The following is a 19,155-nucleotide window of genomic DNA, read 5'->3' on the forward strand; positions in this document are numbered from 1 at the left end:
CACGTGAGTTCATTATTTTTAGTGTTGCAGTTTGTCCTTGCAGTCATCATTACGATAGCCGTTTTACTTCAAAAAAGCTCATCTATCGGGCTTGGAGCATATAGCGGTAGCAACGAAAGCCTCTTTGGTGCAAAAGGTCCAGCTGGATTTTTGGCAAAATTTACATTCATTGTTGCGATTGTTTTTATCTTAAACACGCTAATGCTTGGCTACTCTTACAATAAAGAGATGAGAAAATCAATCTTTGACAGCGTTGATAAGTCGCTTTTAATCCCAAAAAGCACTGAACAAAAAGCACCGAGCGCACCTGTTGCACCGACAAAATAAATAGAAAGGATAAAAATGCTAAGCGAAATTTACGCTAAACAAAAAGACGGCAACGAAAAGGCGATCGCCGCCTTAAAAAGGGACTTTACGACACTTAGGACTGGTAAGGTAAATATCAGCGTGCTTGATCACGTTTTTGTTGATTACTACGGCTCACAAACTCCGCTAAATCAAGTGGCGACCGTTATCGCAACCGACGCTTCAACTATCACGATAACCCCTTGGGAGAAGTCAATGATAAAGACGATCTCATCAGCTATTCAAGCGGCAAATATCGGCGTAAATCCAAATTCTGACGGCGAGGGCGTAAAACTTTTCTTCCCTCCAATGACGATTGAGCAACGCCAAGAGAACGCAAAGCACGCAAAAGCAATGGGTGAAAAGGCAAAAGTTAGCGTTAGAAACGTGCGAAAAGACGCAAATGACGAGGTTAAAAAGCTAGAAAAAGACAAAGCCATAAGCGAAGATGAGAGCAAAAAAGCACAAGATGAGGTGCAAAAAATAACCGATAGCTATATTACAAAGATTGATACAATCGTAAAAGAGAAAGAAGCAGAGCTTTTAAAGGTCTGAAAATGAACATAGAGCAAATTTACAGGGACGCTGGGGCATATCTGCAAGGACATTTTTTACTTTCAAGTGGCAACCACTCAGAATTTTATCTACAAAGTGCAAAGGTGCTTGAAGATCCGATTTTAGCAGGGCGTTTGGCTGATGAGTTAGCACGTGTGATAGCACAAAATGGTGTGGAGTTTGATAGCGTTTGCTCGCCTGCTTTGGGTGGAATTTTAGCTGGATATGAACTAGCACGTGCCGCTAAAAAACGCTTTATATTTACTGAGCGAGTGGATAAAGTGATGAGCCTTAGGCGTGGTTTTGAGGTAAAAAAGGGCGAGAAATTTATAATCTGTGAGGATATTATAACCACTGGTGGCTCGGCGTTAGAGAGTGCAAAAATCATTGAAAGTCTAGGTGGCGAAGTCGTGGCATTTGCCGCCCTTGCAAATCGTGGATTTTGCTCACTTAAAAACATAAAAACCGAGCGAAAAAACGAGTGCAAACTGCCCTTTGACAAGCCGCTTTTTGCCCTGGGAAATTTTGAGTTTGAAATTTACACGCCAGATGAGTGTCCGCTTTGTAAAGGCGGTAGCGTCGCCGTTAAGCCCGGCAGCAGGGGTAATTAAGCCTTACTGGTAAGATTTGTGTTTGGCACGTGTTGGCTGATTAATATTTTTGCCAACTGGCTTAACCACATTTTTTATTTGGCAGGTGCAAGTAGAATAGATAATTAGTGCAAGGGGCGCCTTAAATGATTTGGCACGTGTTGGCAAAATGCAATCAATTAGCATTCTATCAAGCGAGTCTTTACGTGTTATTGCGAGTTTTATACAGCGTGTGTCGCCGTTAATATGGGCAATTAGCTTAGCACAGCTGATTAAAAATTAGTAAGTTGCTAAGCCCAGTAGCAATGGTAATTAAGCCGTTATTTTACGGCTTTTTGCTTTAAAATTTGCAAATTTCTTGCGAAATTTCTTTAAAATTTTGGCTATTTTTGCCTAAATCACACGCCTTTTTAAAGTAAATTTTTGCCGTGTTTTTATTGCTAATCTCTTGATTATATCTTGCAAATTTCACGCACCCCATAAAGCTATTTGCCTTGCACGATTTTCTTAAAAATTCGCCACCTTCATTTTTATTTGCCTTTACGCCAAGCCCTTCAAAGTAGATGACTCCAAGGCTAAAACACGCCATCGCTTCGTTTTTTAGGCAGGATTTTTGTAGAAATTTATGGCTCTTTTTTGATCTTTTTTGGTGTTTTCTAGCCCAAAATCATAAAACTCCCCAGCCTTAAAACACGCCTTAAAATCGCTCTTTTCGCACCTTTTTTTCAAGCAAAGCAAGCTAGCTTAAAAGACCAAAGACGACACTTAGCCCTAAGATCATTTTTTTCATTAAATCTCCTTTTATTTTTGTCGCAAGCCATTTTATCCATCCTCTCCCCCTTAAAACTTGATTAATTTATTATTTAAAAATTGTGTATAAAATGCAAAAATATTTTCAAAGGATTTTTTATGACAAAGGTGTTTTTAGCTGGTGCAAGTGGCGTGATAGGTAGGCGAGTTTGTGAAATTTTGCTTAAAAACGGCTATGAAATTTACGGCACGACAAGAAGCAAAGACAAGGCAAATTTGCTAAACGAACTTGGCGTAAAAGCCATTGTTTTAGACGTTTTTGACGCTAAAAAACTACAAACTGACATGGCAAAAATCAGACCACAAATCGTCCTTCATCAGCTAACTGACCTACCAAAGGGTTTGCCAGCTGATAAAATGAGCGAAGCACTCGTAAAAAACGCAATCCTAAGAGATGTCGGCACGAGAAATTTAGTAGAAGCAGCAATTCTAAGCGGGGTTGAAAAAATGGTCGCCCAAAGCATCGGATTTATCTACGAAAACGGCACCAAGCCCTACACCGAAGCGTCGCCGCTACTTAACTTTGAAGACCCAATTTATGGCGAGACTTCACGTGCGGTTTCTAGCCTTGAATCGCAAGTCCTAAACGCCCCATTTACTGGCATTGTGCTTAGAAATGGGCTACTTTACGGAGCTGGGACCGGCTTTGATGAGCCGATTTCTGGCGTTTCTAGCCTGCACGCTGACGCTGCTGCTTTGGCAGTGGTTTTAGCGATGAAATACGATAAGAGCGGTATTTTTAACATAGCCGACAAGGATGATATAATTGACTGCCAAAAGGCGATTAAGGAGATTGGCTGGGATGCTAGTTTTAGGCTAAGATAGCTTTTTTATCACGGCGGCTGAATTTGTGATGATATCGTGAAAATTTAGCCTATCTTTTCTAAAAAAGCAGAGCAAAAGTCCAACAAGGCTAAAACCAGCCAAAACAAAGCAAATGTAGCGAAAAATGGCGTGAAAAAAGCTGATTTTTCGCCCTGTTTTTAGGCTGATTAGGTAAATCTGCTGTGATTTATAGCCCGGCGTTTGGGCTTTTAAGCTAAAAAATATTGATAAAAACACGCCAAAAAGGGCATTACAGATAAAAATGGCTATCTGAGAGCCCTTAAAATCATCCTTGCCGTCAAGCACAACGTAGGTTGCAATATACAAAATCGGCATTAAAATCATAAACATATCAACAATAAATGCCTTAATCCGTGCCGTAATCGGTGCTATATTCACCCTTTGCTTTGACATTTTTTATCCTTTCTTTTTATTATTTTAGCTAAAAATTTTAAAATATAATATCCACACACGCAAAATGCAATTTTCACAAAAAGGCTTAGTATAATTTTATAAATAATTTATTGATTTTTAAGCAAACTGAAAATAAAATGAATAATATTTTGCGAAAGGAGGAAAGTTGTATGAAAGATAAAAAAATAGTTGTAAAACTGCAAATAAAAGCTAATGTGAGACCAATAGAAGTTGTCAAGCAAAGATCGCAATGCAGAACAACACACAAGAGACAAGACTGCTAATTATCACCCTCCTTTTTGGAGGGTTTAATAAATTTCAAGGTTCTTTATGATTTTTACAGATGATAGCGTCTCTCTTTTAGAGAGCCAAAAGATAGAATTTCCAAGCAAATATACAACCTATGAATTTTCATCAAAATATTTGCTAATCGCTCCTGAATATCCAACATGGATCGTGCTAGATAGTGATGAATATAATATGTTTTTATATTTAGAAAAGGTAAGTTTGGGTAAGGCACTAGATATGTATAACGAGCGTTTTAATAAGAGCGGTGCTTACATAAGAGAAAGGTTACTTGAAAAAATTTTTAACTATAATTTTTACAAAGATGGGTATAAAAATAGTCATGATGAAGAGGCAATAGAAACCATACAAAAAAATATACATATCAATTTAACAAACGATTGCAATATGCGTTGTAAGCATTGTTTTGTTAATGCTGGCAGAGTTGAAAAAAAGTATGTGGATATAGAAAAAATTATCCAAAAAGTTGATGAAATAACAAAGATAAATGGCTACACATCGGTTGTTATTTCAGGTGGTGAGCCACTATTGCACAAAGATATATTTGTGCTACTTAATGCTTTAAAAGAGCATAAGATAACGCTTTTTACAAATGGTGTTTTGATAAATAAAAACAACATAGATAAAATTTCAAGCTTGGTTAGTGAAATACAAATAAGCATAGAGGGAATCTCAAAAAATATTTATGAGAAAAACAGGGGCAGAGGCAACTATAAAAGGCTTTTAAATGCCATAAAATTAATAAAAATAAAAAATATTAAATTAATACTTGCCATTACGGTGTTGCCTGATACTTTAATAGATATAAAGGATGGCTTAATTGAGTTTATAAAGATGCTTGATTATAAAAATTTAGAAATTCGCATAAACAACGAGATAGAAATGGTAGGTGCTGCACCAAAGGAGCTAAATTTTAAAAATTATGATATAAAATTTTCAAATAAAATAATCCTTGAGCTGATTAAAAAGATACAAAAGCTAGGAATTTCAAGCAAAACAACCAAAAAACAAAATATAAAATTTAAAAATTGTGGCATAGGTACAAGTATTGTTATTGATGTTAATGGCAAAATTTATCCTTGTTCCAAGTTTAGCTCTTATAATCTAGACATATCTCAAAGCGCTGATAGAATCTTTGGTGAGTTTGATGAGATAAATCGCAAGACTTCAATTGACGCTATCAAAAAATGCAAAGGGTGTGATTTAAAATATATCTGCTCTGGTGGTTGTAGAATTAATAGTTTAAATTTAAAAAACGATATGTTAAGCGTGATTTGTAATAAAAAATATAGAGAAAATTTGCTCCAAAGGCTAATTAACGAATGGGATTTGTAAAAAAGATAATACACAAAGTCGTAAAGACTAATAATTTAAAAAAATAGATATCAGTATTGCGCCAAATTCTTTGGTGTATATTTGTGGTTGTAGTGTCTTATATAAGTCAAGTTTGGTGTTTGATATTATTTATGCCGTAAGTAAAAATGAAATACGTCCTATAACAAATGATGATTATGAGATTAGCGATTGTATTATTAATTTTTATGACAATATTCTAATTTGTATCGCCTTAAAATAACTAAATTTTAATATCAATCCAAGATCAAGCATATTAAGTTATTTTAATTTATCAAATAAATTAAACTTAATCTTGTCTAAATTATCAACAAAATATATCAAAAATGCAATCTCTTTAAGTCCTAAAAATCTATGCTCCGAGTGCTGCGGGCGTGGATTTAAAAAGGAGATTGATTTAGATAAGGCAATTGAAACAAACAACACCATAAAAGATAATCCATTTTTGCCTTAGCTAGACTTATATAAGGATTTTTGCACGCAAATTTTAATTATATACTAATTATATAAACATAAATCCAAGCTTGAAATTTTATGAGATAAGCAAGGAACTGCAACACAAACTTTTATATAAAGTATCTTTAAAAAAGTACAAAATAAACTATAAAATAGATACAAAAACAATGGTAAAAACAGCTAATTATAAAGGCTTAATGTTAAATGAACCATCAGAAATGTTAGAGCAATACACAAAAAATATTTTGTGTAAAAAGTGTGGTAGCACAAGGTTAAATAACTGAATTAATGATATTGAAATTTTAGGCTATTTATTAAAAGATATTTTACTGTGCAAATTTATGATTTACAAGATATTTTTAAAATTTTTAAATCTAAAATTATAGGTATTGATTTGGCATTTGAAAAGCTAGATAAATTTGTGTTAAAGTGCGTAAATTTAGGACTTGGACATTTAAGTTTTAGCAGGTCAATACCATAGCCATCAGACAGTGAACTTCAAAGACTTAGAATAGCAAAAAATTTACTTAAAAAGTTAAATAACATAATGATTATCCTAGATGAGCCAACCAGTTCACTACGCCTCCAGCAAAGTATTACGCTTAACAAAAGGAATAAACACAATAACACAATTATCGTAATAGAACGAAACAAAGAGTTAATAAATATAGCCGATGAGGGTTTTTATATCGGATTAAAAAGCGAAAAATAAGGCGGAAAATTTATAACCAAGCAAAATTATGAAAAAGCCAAAAATTTAAACTTAAAAAGATTAATTTTAAAAGTAGTATCTGTCAAAAAATAAAACTACAAAATTTAGATTTTTTAAAATTTCGAGCACAAATTACAATTAATCACAATAGGTTAATAGACATTAGCTCTAAATCTAGCGTAGATAAAACTTCTTTACTTAAATACAATTGCTACGATATTTAAATTCATACCAATATACATCTCAAAAACCTATCAAGGCTATTATAAACTCAAATATCGCCACTTATACTGGAATTTTTAATAGTATCAAACAGCTATTTTGTGCTAATTTTTCAAAGAATAGTAGATATTTTTCTAAAAATTCAAACACAATGTGTAAAAAATGTGGTGATAGCGATAGAATTTTAGATTTAGAAAAATATAATAGCAAATTTTATAACGAGTGCGAGAGCTGTGATGGTAGTGGATATGATAAAAATATATTGCAATTTAGAGTTTTTTGATATGAATATATGGGAAATTTTAAGTTGTGACATTAATGATTTTATGCAAGATAGAATATCCTAAAAACAATCAAGGAGAAATTACAGCTATTAGATGAGTTTAAACTATCTCATATGTCTTAAATAGATTGGCTTTAAATATCTCTGGCGAAGCAACAAAGACTAAGCTTTTTTTGATAAAAAGAGTAAAATTTTAGGTTAGATAAGCCTGTAAAAGGTTTAAGTAACAAAGATATTTTAAAAATCATCTCTTTACTTTACAAACATATATAAAGATAAAACATTTATCATAGTCGAGCATAACTCTCTGTTTTTAAGCTATTGCAATGATATCATAGAGATAAAAAATGCAAAGAGAGTGAATTTTCTAGCTTTATTGTTTCTTAAAAAGTATTTTTTATTAAATTTTAGATATGTTATTAGAAATTTTATTGATATTTTTAAAAATTTTAATTAAAAGTAAAATATCATTTTTACGCTCACACTGGTTTATTTTTATTAGATTTATAACCACTTTATACAAAATGGTATCAATAAAGCCACAATACGCTAAATACAAAGTGGCTATTTCTGTTAAAATCTATTTTTCAAGATGCGTATCAACTATCTCTTTTTCACAAGCGGTCATATCTACTTGACTTAAATGTTATCTCTCAATAATAAAATCTATGCCGATCCGCCTTATATGCTAAACTACTTTGATAACCTATATAAAAATGCAAACTCTTTAATAAACAGCTCATATAATACCCAAAAACAAACAGGTGGTATAACAGGCTCACTAGTATTAGCTAGGCATAACATAAAAATAAATACCAATGGGGATATTTATAATAACGGCACATTTAAAGCAGATAATATAATCTTAAACACAAATAACTACACTAGCAAAGACGCTAACCTAATAGCAAACAACCTAAACCTAAATGCAAATAGCTCTATAAACATACTATCAGGCAACGCAAACACAAACAACCTAAGCTTAAATGCAAACGACATATCCATAAAAGGCTCAAATTTAAGTGCTAAAAACAATCTAAGCCTGAATGCTAATAACCAAATAACAATTGATACCATAAAAGAGAGCATAAATGTAAATGTATCTGGCAAAGATACAAAGCTAACAGGCACCATAACCACTAATCAAACCTCAAGCCTAAACGCAAACAACATAAATTTAAAAGCAAATGATATTACACTAATATCAACAAACCTAAACGCAAGTGATAATATAAACCTAAACTCAAACAACAACCTACTAATAACATCTACAAACGATACCATAGATTTAACAAGTAAAACAACAAGCAAAGGCTTTTTATCTAAAAAGCAAACAACCACAAGCATAATAGATGAAACATCCATTAGCTCAAACCTAAACGCTAAAAAGATAAATCTAATCTCAAACCAAGACACAACCATACAAGGTTCAAATTTATTAGCACAAAACGAGATAAACATAAGTGCAGATAATATTAATCTAACTCCTGCTACATACCTAACCCAAGAAACAACACAAACATCTAAATCAAGCTTTGGCGGACTCTCAAAATCCTCTCTAAACAAAACAGACCAAGTTACAAACAAACAAGGCTCAAATCTAAATTCTAATCAAATAAATTTAAACGCAAACACCATAAATATCTTAGCCTCAACCATACAAACCAACACAGCAAGCATAAACACCCAAATCCTAAACCTAATCTCAGATAAGCAAACAAATATAAAGACAGAGTTTAAACAAGGCTCAGGAATTTTAACAGCTACCATAACAGATAAAGGCAAGATAAAAGAGATAGAAATCCCAGCTGTTATAAAGGTAAAAGATAAGTTTATATTAAATGGTAAAGATATAACCGATAAGCTTGATACAAATCTAGCAAACAATATAAATCAAACTCTAAATTCGCAAGAATTTAAAGACAATATAATAAAAGAGCTTACCTCAAACCAAACAACCCCAATAGATGAAAAGACCATAAATCAAATAAAAGCTACTCTAAACTCAAAAGAGTGGGAGAATAAAACAACTACTCTTAGTGGTATAGGAGCACTTATTATAACAGCTATAATTACATATCTAACAGCAGGAGCAGGAGCTGCCTTTGCAGGAGGTATAGGTCTAGCTAGTGGCACTGCTAGTGCTACTGCTGTATCGGCTATGACATCGGCGGTGATAACCCAAACATCAACAGCACTAATATCATCAGCCATAACAGGTAACAAACCAAACATAGACCTAGGCTTGCTAGCTACAAATACTATAAGTGCAGGTGTGCTATCATATGCAAATTTTGCATTTGGAACAAATGCCTTAACAGAAAATATGAATATATCAGACTATGCTAAAAACGCTACTATAAACGGAGTAGGTCAAGGTATAACATCACAGATAAAAGGAGAAAGCTTTAAAGATGGATTTACAATGGGAGCGATTACTTCAATACTAAGCGATAGTGCATTACAGATGAGAAAGTATGTTAAGGATAATTATGATTATGCTGGGAAAAACAAAGAATTTGTCCCTGAAAACACACGAAGTAAGGGCGTTAGAGGTGATGAAGTTAAGCTGGCTGGAAGTCATTTAGACCCAAATATGAAAGAAATAATCGCCCCATTTGGTGGCTCTCAAACAGGAGAAAGACTTATATTTGGTAGTAGTTATAGCAAAGGTTCTTTTACAGATTATGTAAATGAATACTTTGCAGGACCACACGACTTTTTATCTAATTGGAATTATGAGAATATAGGATTAAAAACATATCTACAAAATAATAATACTCTTATAGATATTGCAAGCGGATTGCTTTTAATACCTTCTGCACCATTTGCAATAGCACCATTTATACAAGATAATATGACAAGTATTGGAATTTATAAGGATTTAAAGAGAGATAATAAACAGACAAGGAAAGAAGTTATAAATAAAGCAAAGGGGTATAAGTGAATATAAAAAATATCATATTATGTCTAATGATTTTAGGATTAAATGGTTGTTCTAAATATTATATTCCAACTTATGAAACTTTTGTTGAAAGAGTTTTAAAACCTAAAATAGGAACTTCTGTTATTCCAAAAACTAATCAAAACCACAGGGAAATTTACGATGAAAATAGATATATATACGTAATGCACTATCCAAAAGGGTGTTATTATGCGTATTTAACAAACAGAGATGATAAACCAGAGATTGTTCAAGAGTGGATTATATTATCAGGGAAAGAAAATTGCAAAATAACTGAAAGCTTTGTTTTATTGCAATGATAAATATTAAAATTTACAATATAGACATCCCGTCATTATTGCCAACTGCTGGTGTGGCTAAATTCGGCACAAATACCTTAAAAACAACAGCTACTGATATAAAAACTGCCTTAAACAACATAGAAGCAGACGCTATGGCAAAAATAACTCAGAATTTACCGAAAAACGCCACATATAATAAAAATGGACTTATAATATACGGCGGAAGAAATTATGCCATAGCTGGTATTGATAATATTAGCAAGCAACCAGTATTTACACAAGTAATAAATGGAAAATCAACAGGGAATTTTAAAATGTTTATAGACGGGAAAAGTATAACAACCATAAAGCCAACAAATTTTACACCAAAAGCTAATGCAGATTGGTTTGGAAATTTTATGTTAAATCCGAGAAATTGGATATATGGTGCAACTGCTTTTGAAGTTGCTAACGATATGTTTAATGACAGCACCCCACCAAGCACGACGAAAGGTCAAATTGGAGCTGTAATAAAAGATATTTTTTCAGAAGATAGTAATATTAAAAATAACATAGATACAATATTAAGGAAATGAAAATGGGCGTTAAAAGTGGCTTTATATTTTTAGGTTTTATTTTTATTGTAGAAGCAATTTGGGCTTTATTTGGCGGTAAAATTTATTTTAAGTATCAAGGTTGGCAAATACCTGATGAAAAAACTATTTTTGGCCTTTTAGCCATAGGTTTGTTTTTTATATGCATAGGAATTTTTTATAAACCAAAATACCCAGAATTATTGCATTGCAAAAAATGCAAAAAAGTTTATAATTACGTAGATGTAAAAGATAAAAACGGAATTTGTCCTAAATGCAAAGGAGAATTGCAAGACTATAAAGAATTTGAAAATAAAAACAGAGAATTTCAAAAACTTGATAAAATAGAAAAAGAATTTACCAAAAAGAGTAAAAACTAAAATGAAAACACCATATATCTTTTTACCAATCCTCATCCTCATCTCTGCCACTGCTAACCCCATAACCCCAACCAAACAAACAACCCTATCAAGCATAACAGCAAATACCATAAACATAAACACAACCAACACCAACTAATCAAACAACCAAGAAAACAATAAAAAAGACAAAGACACAAACCAACATAATAAAATCTCATCAATAAACTACACAAACAACAAAAATCTAAACTACACCCACTCTAAAACCCTAGCTACAATAGGACAAGGCAGTATAAACATAAAAGACAAAGAAAACTCAGATGATATATCTAGACTAAATACAGATACAACTAAAATAAACAAAGACCTGTACAGCACAAATATATCATCAAATATAAATGTTAGTGTGGATATGAGATTATTTAGTAAAGAGGGTAGAAAGGATATAAAAGATGACTACAATAGAGCAACAGCTATTACAAAGGCTATTCAATTAGTTCTTACAACAAATAATGCTAAAACCAGTAAATTGTTTAAGTATATAGGAGAGTATTTTAAAGGGTATAAAGTAGATAAAAAAATAGAATTTGAAAGAAATTTAAGTATCATAGATAACCCCGATACTTCTGTATTAGAAAAGCAAGAAGCGGCTAAAAATATAACAAACATAATGGGGTTAAATGTAAAATTTGCAAATCTTGAAAGTTATAGTGGTGGTAAGTTTAATTCTGATGATTTAAACTCTTTGTATATAAACGCTCAGTCTATAAAAATTCATCAGAGTTTTTATTGGCTTTAAGACACGAACTGCAACATCAACAAGATAATCAAAATGGAATTTTTATACCAAAAGATAAATCACAAAACGAATTTGCTATAAATCACTCTTTGAATTTACTAGATATGTCGGCTAAGGCTTTAGATATTAATGGATATAATATAAACAACTACAAATTTAACACAAACTTAAATGACCCAAGTATCAAACAAAACACTGATTATCTTTACTCGTTGGATAAAAACAAGAATGATGATTGTATAATGCAAGCTATTGGAGGAACAATAGGTGATGGTTCAAACCTTTACGCTCAATATGAAAGAAATGGAGGTAGCTTATATCCTTGGGATATAAATTGGGTAGAATTAGGACTAAATACTGCTATGGGGGGCGTGGTCTGGCGGAGCTACAAGTTTAGGAAGTTCTGTTGTTAGGGGAGGAGTTGCTTCAATGGTAACGGAAACTTACAATCAGGCGGAGTATAATAAAGACGGAATGAATGGCGTAGAAATTTTTAAGAAAGGTGTTATGGGTGGAGGAGTAGGTTTTGGAATTAGTGGTGCTGGTAAAATTGGCAATAATATTATAATAAAAAATGGAGTAGTAGGAAAGCCAATTAATTATGATTTAAAAACACTAAAAAATGAATTTGAAGGTGTTGCTGGTGTAGGAGGAGCAGTTATTCCAAATTATTTTATGGACAACAAAAGTGAAAAGTAATCTGCTAAAATTTATAAAAACACTAATAACTGTTTTATTGATATTATTTGTTTTTGTTGGACTTTTTAAGTTTATTTCATATATCTTTAATAAACAATGGGGGATACACGCCATATTTATTTTTTCTATTGTTATTAATGTGTTTTATATATTTAAAAATGGTATAAGAAAATGTGATTTTTCTTGGGATAAGATAAAAGAGGGCGACATAACAAATTATGGTGGAGTTGCATTTTTTTGGCTTATAGTAATGTTGTGTCTGTGGATTTTATATTTTTTTATTTAACTATTTACATGAAAATTGATTGTCAGTCAATAGATGAATAAAACAAAAAATATTGAGTTAAAAAATTGGATTATAACTAGACTTATTTAAAATAGAATACAAAGGCACAATAAAAAATGAGATTTATAAAAATGGTTTTATTAGTTATACTTTTATCGTTAAGTATTTTTAGCGGAAGCCTAGGCTTAAACTACTCACAAGGACATAGTAATCAAGAGAGCATAATAAACAATAACTCACAGCTAATAGCAAACAATAATATATTCATAAACACCACAAACGATACAATAATAAAAGGAGCAAACCTAAGAGCTAATAACACTCTAAATTTAAACACAAACAACCTAAGCTTACAAAGCCAAAGAGATATATACCAATTTTCATAGCATTTTCATCGCTAAAATACTGCTAAAATAACTTTTTTAACACGATTTTTAAAATCACCAGTGCCTGCAAAAATATCACAAAAAATTTTATCACTTAAATCGCCAACGACTAAATTTATACTTTCATCTAAAAAACTAAGCAGTGATAACTTTGAACCTATATAGTTCATTTTTCATCGCCATAAATTTTAGAAAATATAAACTCCGCCGTGTGAGATGAAAATTATCTAATTTTTCAGCTACCTAAATTTTAATCTTTACCAAGCTTTAAGCAAGGATTTTGTAAAATCCCTATCGCTCCTTCTTAGACCTGTGCAATGCTACTTATGGGCACCGCTTCAGGGTGGGAACACAGCAGAGCACTTGTAAATAGTGTGTGCCGCAGCCATCTGAGAGGGGGTTTTAAACCTCTAAATTAAAATGCGCGTTAAAATCCTTACAAATTTCATAAAAATTCACGCCATTAACGCTTGGCTTCTCCATAAAAAATTTATACATATTTTTAAAGCCGTCAAGCAACTCTTTTGACTTAACGCCATAGCTTATTGAAATCCCAGCCTCAATGTAAGCAGCCAGTTTGTCGCAGTATTTTAGGGCTTTGCCGTCAATTGCGTTAAAGCGGTTTTCATTGACATTATCAAGCGTGCCGTCAAATGGTAAAATTTTATGCTCAAAAGTGCGGTTTTCAAACTCATCTTTAATAAATTTCTCGCCCTGGCTTCTAATGCCTAAAATATAGCTAAACTCGCCCCTAAAATTTTCAGGCACAAATGGCAAAATTTGCTCATCAATAAGCCTCATCTCATACTCGTTTATAATCTCGTTTAGCCCCTTTATGCCGTATTTTACGGGACTTATTATGTCACGCGTTAGGCTCTCTGGCAGGTCGTGAAACAAGGCACAAAAGAAGTTATTTTCTGCTCTTTTTTCACACGCATTTACTTTTAGCGAGTAAAAATAGCTTAAAATCGCAACAACAAGCATATGTCCAAGCACCGCAGTTTCAGGGATTCGTGGCGTTTGAGCCCAGCGTTTTTGAAATCTCAGCCGTCCACTTAAATCAACTAGCTTGGCTAGTTTTTGATTCATCGCGATTTTACGCACTCCAATTAGCTCAAAATAATCTTCAAGCTCCTCATCAACCTTGCGTTTTAGCTCGTTTATATCGCTTAAAAACTGGCTTGTTTGATAGACGATAGAAAATTCCCAACGCGTGGCTAGGTAGCTTGCTGCTTTTAGGATTAGACGCTCTTTTTCGTGCGATTTGTCGCTATTTTGCAGATAGTTTTTAAGACGATTAAAAAATTCTCCGCCATTAATCTCATTAACTAAATCCTCAAGCTCGTTTATAACCCACGAATTTACCTGCTCTCTTTTACTCTTTTGTATGTGATGAAAGACGTCAGGACGTATGTCAGTGACTACCACACGGCTTAAAAACTCAAAAATTCCAGCTTCAATGATGAAGTTTATATCCACATCTTTTTCAAGTTTTGCTAAAAAATAGGCGATGATAAATTTGTGAGCCTGTTTGTCAAGCTCAACTAAATTTGCCATTTTTGGATAGTCGTTCCAGCGTGAAATTGAGGCAGCTTTAAAAATATGCTCAATTAGTTTTGCACTTATCATCTATCTTTTTTCACTACTCTTGGTTTTTTATCATCTGCAAAGGCTGGTTTTCTAAAACCGCTCTTATCGCCACTTTTTGGTTTTTTATCGCTCTTAAATTCACGCTTTTCATCACGTTTTCTATCTTTTTCGCGCTCTTCAATCCGCCTTGCACCATTTGCTCTATTTTCGCTTCTTGGCTGTGGCTCATTTTGCTTTTTTATTGGGCTTTCGCTAGAAATTTCTATCACGGTATGCACGTTACCACGCGGGTTAAAATCGCCAACGATTTTTAGATATTTTGGCTCTAACTTTCTCTCTAAAAGAGAATAAATTTCATTTATGCTGTCCTCGTGGCTGATATTTCGCCCCATAAAGCTGTTTATATAAAGTTTGATCGCTTTTAGCTCAACAACAAGCTTGTTTGGCACGTATTCAACGTAAATAGTCGCAAAATCAGGGTAGCCAGAGCGTGGGCAAAGACAGCAAAACTCAGGCAAGGTAATTTTAATCAAATAATCACGCTCGTGCTTATTTTGCCAAATTTCTAGGTCAGTTTCTGGGTCAAATTCCTTTAAAATTTGCTCTCCGTATCGTAAATTTTCACTCATTTTTATCCTTTAATCTCTTTTGGTTTTTCAATAAAAAAGCCCTGCACAAAATCAACTTTATTTGCAGTGGCAAACTCTAAAATTTCAGCCCTTTCAACGAATTTCATTACACTTTTTATGCCTAAATTTTTACAAATTTCATTAAATTTTAAAAATGTCGTTGCAATTTTTGGATTTCGGTAATTTTTGCTAAAAAATATGTCATAAATTATGTAGTCAATTTCAAGTGTCAAAAAGTAAGAAAATAGCCCATTTTTGCCGCCAAAATGCGTAACAGCAATGCCAAAACCTAAATTTTTATACTCCTTTAAAATTTCGTTAAAACGACTAGTGTGTGTGTAAATTTCACTCTCGCTAAACTCAAAAATGAAATTTTTTGGATTGATTTTATCATCAAAAACTAGGTCTTTGATGAAATTTAAAAAGTTGCTGTTTCTAATCGTAACAGGTGAGATCTCAATTAGAAATTTATCCTTGCTTTTTTTGCCGATTTTTTTAAGAAAAAGGCTAAAAATTTGCTTATCAAGTGTAATTTCGTAACCATTTTTGTTTGCAATATCTGTGAAATTCGCCTTTGAAATATTACCAAAATTGTTTGTTTTAAGCGTGGCAATGACCGAAAACATATCGTTATTTTCGGCTAAACTCGCAACTTTTTGCGTTTTAAATATGAAATTGCCTTGGGCGATATTTTTGCAAACATCATTTTCATATTTGTCTAAATCATCGTAGTTGTATGTGTTACCATTTAACTCATTTGAGAGAAAATTTATGCTTGATTTTATATTTTTTGAGTGGTTTGCTGGGATTATTGCAAACTCAATTAAGACCTCAACAAAATCAATGCCTTCGTTTTGAATTTTTTTGCTAAAACTCGTTAAAATATGCGAAATTTTGGGCTTCATAACTGGGGCAAAAAGCAAAAAATATCTATCTGTATATCTGCCAACGACTGAGTTTTTTATGCCGTTTTCGTGTAAATTTCTAATTAATTTTTCAATCGTTTTTCTTAAAATCGTATCGCCAAAATCAAAGCCGTATCTATCTGAAATATCGGTAACATTTTTTAAATTTATAAGCACCAAACTCTGATTTTCATCGGCTTTTTTTATCTTTTTATTTAAAATTTCAACAATTTTTTGGCGGTTAAAAACCTGCGAAATGCCGTCAATTACGCTACTTTTAAAACTCTGATAAATCATATAGGTCGTAAAATAGACATAAAGCAGGGTAAGAATCGTAAAAAGTATGATATCATCGCTTGTTATGCTATCTTTTGAGAAAAAAATGTAGCAAAAAAACATCGTTGAAAGGATAAAAGGCAGAGAAATTTTAAAGGCTATTTTAAAGCGGTGGGATCTCTCTGCGTTTTGGGCTTTTGTCATCAAATATCCAAGTGTTTTACATCTTTTGCGTGATCTTGTATATAATTTCTTCTAGGCTCAACCTCATCGCCCATAAAGAGATTAAACGTATCACTTGCGCTTTGTGCGTCAGCTATGCTAACCTTTAAAAGGCGGCGATTTTCAGGGTTCATCGTCGTTTCCCAAAGCTGATCTGGGTTCATCTCACCAAGACCTTTGTAGCGTTGGATTTTCACATTTGAGCCTTTTTTAGCGTTATCTGTAACATCTTTTAAAATTTCAATCACATCACGACCGCCAAAATCCATACCACGCTCTTTTATCTTTTTACTAATATGAAGTGCCTCTTCAAATAGAGGATTTGCAAAAAGATTATCATTTAGATAAAACTCATCAAGTCCGTTTTCGGTTTGGACATAAATTCTAGCTTCGCTCTCATTTACGTATGAATTTAGTATGTTATAGCCCTTAGTTTCTAAAAAATTCTTTAAAATTTCAAACATCTCAGGATAGCTTTTGCCAATGATATCTGGATTTTCTATTAAATAACGAAGCGCTACAAGTAGGTTAAAACGCTTTGCAAGTTCGTTTAAAACGTTATCATAAGCGGCGACGATCTTTAAAAAATCAACTAAGTCGTTATTGCCAATGCCTTGAAATTCCATACCTTCAATTCCAGTTTGGATTAAAAACTCATTTAACGCTTTATCATCTTTTAAATACACCTCTTTTTTGCCCTTTTCATAGCGATAAAGTGGAGGTTGAGCTAGATAAATGCAGCCGCTTTCAACAACTGGATTTAAAAATCTAAAAAAGAACGTTAAAAGTAGCGTCTGAATGTGTGAGCCATCAACGTCAGCATCGGTCATAATGATGATTTTATGATACCTAAGTCTTTCAGCGTCAAACTCATCGCCAATACCACAACCTAACGCTGTTATCATATTTTTAATCTCATCTGATTTTAAAATTTTATCTAATCGTGATTTTTCAACGTTTAAAATTTTACCTTTTAGCGGTAAAATCGCTTGAAAAACTCTATCTCTGCCTTGCTTTGCAGATCCACCAGCTGAGTCGCCCTCGACTAAATATAACTCGCTAATAGTTGGGTCTTTACTCTGACAATCAGCAAGTTTGCCAGGCAACGTGCCGACACTTAAACCCTCTTTTTTACGAGTTAAATCACGTGCTTTTTTAGCCGCTTCTCTGCCACGTGCTGCCATTAGGGCTTTATTCATAATCGCGCGTGCTTCAATTGGATTTTCTTCAAAATACTTGCTTAATACTTCAAAGGTCATCTTTTGAACGATTGGTTTAACGTAGCTTGAACCTAGTTTGCCCTTTGTTTGTCCTTCAAATTGAGGCTCTGGCACCTTTACGCTTACGACGGCGATTAAGCCCTCACGGATATCTTCGCCAGTGATTTTTGTATCTTTTTCACGAGCGGCTGCGTTTGCGGCGATATAGTTTGTAATAACACGAGTTAAACCAGCTCTAAATCCGGCTTCGTGTGTGCCACCATCTGGGGTTTTGATGTTATTTACAAAGCTTAGTAAATTTTCTGAATAGGTTTCATTATACATTAGGGCAAAATCAACCATAACGTCCTCTTCGCCACCACTAAAAAATACGGCCTTGCTTACCGCCTCTTTTGTATTCATATCATTTACAAAGCTTTCTAATCCACCTTCAAAGTGATAGCTTTCGTTTGTGCCGTCCCTTTGGTCTTTAAAATTTATGGTGATTTTTGGGTTTAAGTAGGCTAACTCTTTAAAGCGTTTTGTTAGGATATTTTTATCAAAATCTGTAACTTCAAAAATTTCATCATCTACCCAAAACTCAACGGCTGTGCCAGTTCGGTTTGTAGTTTTAATGACCTCTAAATCAGTTACTGGAATTCCTTTTGCAAATTCTTGACGATGAACGTTGCCTTCACGTTTAATGGTAACTACTAGCTTTTTTGAAAGGGCATTTACAACCGAAACACCAACGCCGTGAAGTCCGCCTGAAACTTTATATGTGTCTTTATCAAATTTACCACCAGCGTGAAGAACGGTTAAAACGACAGTCGCTGCTGGCATATTTTCAGTTGGGTGCATACCAACCGGAATTCCACGGCCATTATCAGTAACGATACAGCTACCCTCACGTGTAATCTCAACATCTATCGTATCACAAAATCCAGCCATTGCCTCATCAATAGAGTTATCAACGACCTCATAAATCATATGGTGTAAGCCATTTACGTTTGTATCGCCAATATACATACCCGGGCGTTTTCTAACGGCTTCAAGACCTTTTAATACCTTAATATTACCTTCGTCGTAAATTTTATTTTCGCTCATTTAATC

21 protein-coding genes and 1 other RNA gene are annotated in these 19,155 nt (G+C 33.2%); 14 read left to right on the top strand and 8 right to left on the bottom strand.

Annotated elements, in window-relative coordinates; genetic code table 11:
• Positions 1–3: 3 nt before the first annotated feature.
• The 3 genes from secG to pyrE are packed head-to-tail and all read left to right on the top strand — an operon-like array spanning position 4 to position 1,511.
• The gene (gene secG / locus NYG85_RS07910) at positions 4–327 is read left to right on the top strand and encodes a preprotein translocase subunit SecG (protein WP_284937951.1); all 324 of its coding nucleotides are present in this window, start codon (positions 4–6) and stop codon (positions 325–327) included.
• Positions 328–342: 15 nt separating this feature from the next.
• Positions 343–900 carry a ribosome recycling factor gene (frr, locus tag NYG85_RS07915; protein ID WP_284937952.1) on the top strand — a complete coding sequence of 186 codons (558 nt, stop codon included), beginning with the start codon at positions 343–345 and terminating at the stop codon, positions 898–900.
• Between the two features lie 2 nt (positions 901–902).
• Positions 903–1,511, top strand: coding sequence for an orotate phosphoribosyltransferase (pyrE, locus tag NYG85_RS07920; RefSeq protein WP_284937953.1), 609 nt, complete (start codon positions 903–905; stop codon positions 1,509–1,511).
• 319 nt (positions 1,512–1,830) lie between these two features.
• On the opposite strand, the gene NYG85_RS07925 is transcribed toward pyrE, so the two are convergent.
• Positions 1,831–2,079 (bottom strand): SEL1-like repeat protein, encoded by a 249-nt coding sequence (locus tag NYG85_RS07925; RefSeq protein ID WP_284937954.1) that lies wholly within the window; start codon positions 2,077–2,079, stop codon positions 1,831–1,833.
• Positions 2,080–2,090: 11 nt separating this feature from the next.
• Positions 2,091–2,219, bottom strand: coding sequence for a hypothetical protein (locus tag NYG85_RS07930; protein ID WP_284937955.1), 129 nt, complete (start codon positions 2,217–2,219; stop codon positions 2,091–2,093).
• A 180-nt stretch (positions 2,220–2,399) separates the two neighbouring features.
• On the opposite strand from NYG85_RS07930, the gene NYG85_RS07935 reads away from it, so the two are divergent.
• Positions 2,400–3,125, top strand: coding sequence for an NAD-dependent epimerase/dehydratase family protein (locus tag NYG85_RS07935; protein WP_284937956.1), 726 nt, complete (start codon positions 2,400–2,402; stop codon positions 3,123–3,125).
• Here the strand turns inward: NYG85_RS07935 and NYG85_RS07940 are convergent.
• On the bottom strand, positions 3,117–3,539 hold the full coding sequence (locus tag NYG85_RS07940) for an RDD family protein (RefSeq protein ID WP_284937957.1): 423 nt from the start codon (positions 3,537–3,539) through the stop codon (positions 3,117–3,119). The two genes, NYG85_RS07935 and NYG85_RS07940, sit on opposite strands and share 9 nt — an antisense overlap.
• Before the next feature lie 330 nt (positions 3,540–3,869).
• Between NYG85_RS07940 and NYG85_RS07945 the strand changes: the two genes are divergently transcribed.
• From NYG85_RS07945 to NYG85_RS07985, 9 genes are all read left to right on the top strand, one after another.
• Positions 3,870–5,180 carry a radical SAM/SPASM domain-containing protein gene (locus NYG85_RS07945; RefSeq protein ID WP_284937958.1) on the top strand — a complete coding sequence of 437 codons (1,311 nt, stop codon included), beginning with the start codon at positions 3,870–3,872 and terminating at the stop codon, positions 5,178–5,180.
• A 2,376-nt stretch (positions 5,181–7,556) separates the two neighbouring features.
• A complete protein-coding gene (locus tag NYG85_RS07950) occupies positions 7,557–9,818 on the top strand; it encodes a hemagglutinin repeat-containing protein (RefSeq protein WP_284937959.1) in 2,262 nt (753 codons plus the stop codon).
• The gene (locus tag NYG85_RS07955) at positions 9,815–10,135 is read left to right on the top strand and encodes a hypothetical protein (protein WP_284937960.1); all 321 of its coding nucleotides are present in this window, start codon (positions 9,815–9,817) and stop codon (positions 10,133–10,135) included. The genes NYG85_RS07950 and NYG85_RS07955 overlap by 4 nt, the downstream gene beginning before the upstream one ends.
• A complete protein-coding gene (locus NYG85_RS07960) occupies positions 10,132–10,692 on the top strand; it encodes a hypothetical protein (RefSeq protein WP_284937961.1) in 561 nt (186 codons plus the stop codon). Before NYG85_RS07955 ends, NYG85_RS07960 begins: the two co-directional genes overlap by 4 nt.
• A 2-nt stretch (positions 10,693–10,694) precedes the next feature.
• On the top strand, positions 10,695–11,069 hold the full coding sequence (locus NYG85_RS07965; RefSeq protein ID WP_284937962.1) for an adenylate kinase: 375 nt from the start codon (positions 10,695–10,697) through the stop codon (positions 11,067–11,069).
• 394 nt (positions 11,070–11,463) lie between these two features.
• On the top strand, positions 11,464–11,850 hold the full coding sequence (locus tag NYG85_RS07970) for a hypothetical protein (protein WP_284937963.1): 387 nt from the start codon (positions 11,464–11,466) through the stop codon (positions 11,848–11,850).
• A complete protein-coding gene (locus NYG85_RS07975) occupies positions 11,841–12,263 on the top strand; it encodes a hypothetical protein (protein ID WP_284937964.1) in 423 nt (140 codons plus the stop codon). Before NYG85_RS07970 ends, NYG85_RS07975 begins: the two co-directional genes overlap by 10 nt.
• A gap of 16 nt (positions 12,264–12,279) precedes the next feature.
• Entirely contained in the window at positions 12,280–12,549 is a 270-nt protein-coding gene (locus NYG85_RS07980) for a hypothetical protein (protein WP_284937965.1), read from the top strand.
• Positions 12,550–12,951: 402 nt separating this feature from the next.
• On the top strand, positions 12,952–13,221 hold the full coding sequence (locus NYG85_RS07985) for a hemagglutinin repeat-containing protein (protein WP_284937966.1): 270 nt from the start codon (positions 12,952–12,954) through the stop codon (positions 13,219–13,221).
• An 11-nt stretch (positions 13,222–13,232) separates the two neighbouring features.
• On the opposite strand, the gene NYG85_RS07990 is transcribed toward NYG85_RS07985, so the two are convergent.
• Positions 13,233–13,391, bottom strand: a complete 159-nt coding sequence (locus tag NYG85_RS07990; RefSeq protein WP_432264854.1) for a DNA adenine methylase — start codon at positions 13,389–13,391, stop codon at positions 13,233–13,235.
• A gap of 131 nt (positions 13,392–13,522) precedes the next feature.
• On the opposite strand from NYG85_RS07990, the gene ffs reads away from it, so the two are divergent.
• An RNA gene (gene ffs, locus NYG85_RS07995) (signal recognition particle sRNA small type) lies at positions 13,523–13,620 on the top strand.
• 3 nt (positions 13,621–13,623) lie between these two features.
• Here the strand turns inward: ffs and NYG85_RS08000 are convergent.
• Genes NYG85_RS08000 through gyrB form a run of 4 tightly spaced genes read right to left on the bottom strand, consistent with a single transcriptional unit; the run spans position 13,624 to position 19,149 of the window.
• A complete protein-coding gene (locus NYG85_RS08000; RefSeq protein ID WP_284937967.1) occupies positions 13,624–14,850 on the bottom strand; it encodes an HD domain-containing protein in 1,227 nt (408 codons plus the stop codon).
• The gene (gene queF / locus NYG85_RS08005) at positions 14,847–15,440 is read right to left on the bottom strand and encodes a preQ(1) synthase (protein WP_284937968.1); all 594 of its coding nucleotides are present in this window, start codon (positions 15,438–15,440) and stop codon (positions 14,847–14,849) included. Before queF ends, NYG85_RS08000 begins: the two co-directional genes overlap by 4 nt.
• A 2-nt stretch (positions 15,441–15,442) precedes the next feature.
• The gene (locus tag NYG85_RS08010) at positions 15,443–16,825 is read right to left on the bottom strand and encodes a GGDEF domain-containing protein (protein ID WP_284937969.1); all 1,383 of its coding nucleotides are present in this window, start codon (positions 16,823–16,825) and stop codon (positions 15,443–15,445) included.
• The gene (gyrB, locus tag NYG85_RS08015) at positions 16,825–19,149 is read right to left on the bottom strand and encodes a DNA topoisomerase (ATP-hydrolyzing) subunit B (RefSeq protein WP_284937970.1); all 2,325 of its coding nucleotides are present in this window, start codon (positions 19,147–19,149) and stop codon (positions 16,825–16,827) included. Before gyrB ends, NYG85_RS08010 begins: the two co-directional genes overlap by 1 nt.
• Positions 19,150–19,155 lie beyond the last annotated feature (6 nt).

The sequence above is a fragment of the Campylobacter gastrosuis genome, from assembly GCF_030249845.1.
Taxonomy (GTDB): Bacteria; Campylobacterota; Campylobacteria; order Campylobacterales; family Campylobacteraceae; genus Campylobacter_A; species Campylobacter_A gastrosuis.

Coding starts and splice junctions, on each gene's coding strand:
- NYG85_RS07925 (WP_284937954.1), bottom strand. CDS start 2,079: ATGGCGTGTTTTAGCCTTGGAGTCATCTACTTTGAAGGGCTTGGCGTA.
- NYG85_RS08010 (WP_284937969.1), bottom strand. CDS start 16,825: ATGACAAAAGCCCAAAACGCAGAGAGATCCCACCGCTTTAAAATAGCC.
- NYG85_RS07965 (WP_284937962.1), top strand. CDS start 10,695: ATGGGCGTTAAAAGTGGCTTTATATTTTTAGGTTTTATTTTTATTGTA.
- NYG85_RS07990 (WP_432264854.1), bottom strand. CDS start 13,391: ATGAACTATATAGGTTCAAAGTTATCACTGCTTAGTTTTTTAGATGAA.
- NYG85_RS07950 (WP_284937959.1), top strand. CDS start 7,557: ATGCTAAACTACTTTGATAACCTATATAAAAATGCAAACTCTTTAATA.
- NYG85_RS07945 (WP_284937958.1), top strand. CDS start 3,870: ATGATTTTTACAGATGATAGCGTCTCTCTTTTAGAGAGCCAAAAGATA.
- NYG85_RS07970 (WP_284937963.1), top strand. CDS start 11,464: ATGAGATTATTTAGTAAAGAGGGTAGAAAGGATATAAAAGATGACTAC.
- NYG85_RS07985 (WP_284937966.1), top strand. CDS start 12,952: ATGAGATTTATAAAAATGGTTTTATTAGTTATACTTTTATCGTTAAGT.
- NYG85_RS08000 (WP_284937967.1), bottom strand. CDS start 14,850: ATGATAAGTGCAAAACTAATTGAGCATATTTTTAAAGCTGCCTCAATT.
- NYG85_RS07960 (WP_284937961.1), top strand. CDS start 10,132: ATGATAAATATTAAAATTTACAATATAGACATCCCGTCATTATTGCCA.
- NYG85_RS07980 (WP_284937965.1), top strand. CDS start 12,280: ATGGTAACGGAAACTTACAATCAGGCGGAGTATAATAAAGACGGAATG.
- NYG85_RS07940 (WP_284937957.1), bottom strand. CDS start 3,539: ATGTCAAAGCAAAGGGTGAATATAGCACCGATTACGGCACGGATTAAG.
- frr (WP_284937952.1), top strand. CDS start 343: ATGCTAAGCGAAATTTACGCTAAACAAAAAGACGGCAACGAAAAGGCG.
- queF (WP_284937968.1), bottom strand. CDS start 15,440: ATGAGTGAAAATTTACGATACGGAGAGCAAATTTTAAAGGAATTTGAC.
- NYG85_RS07935 (WP_284937956.1), top strand. CDS start 2,400: ATGACAAAGGTGTTTTTAGCTGGTGCAAGTGGCGTGATAGGTAGGCGA.
- pyrE (WP_284937953.1), top strand. CDS start 903: ATGAACATAGAGCAAATTTACAGGGACGCTGGGGCATATCTGCAAGGA.
- gyrB (WP_284937970.1), bottom strand. CDS start 19,149: ATGAGCGAAAATAAAATTTACGACGAAGGTAATATTAAGGTATTAAAA.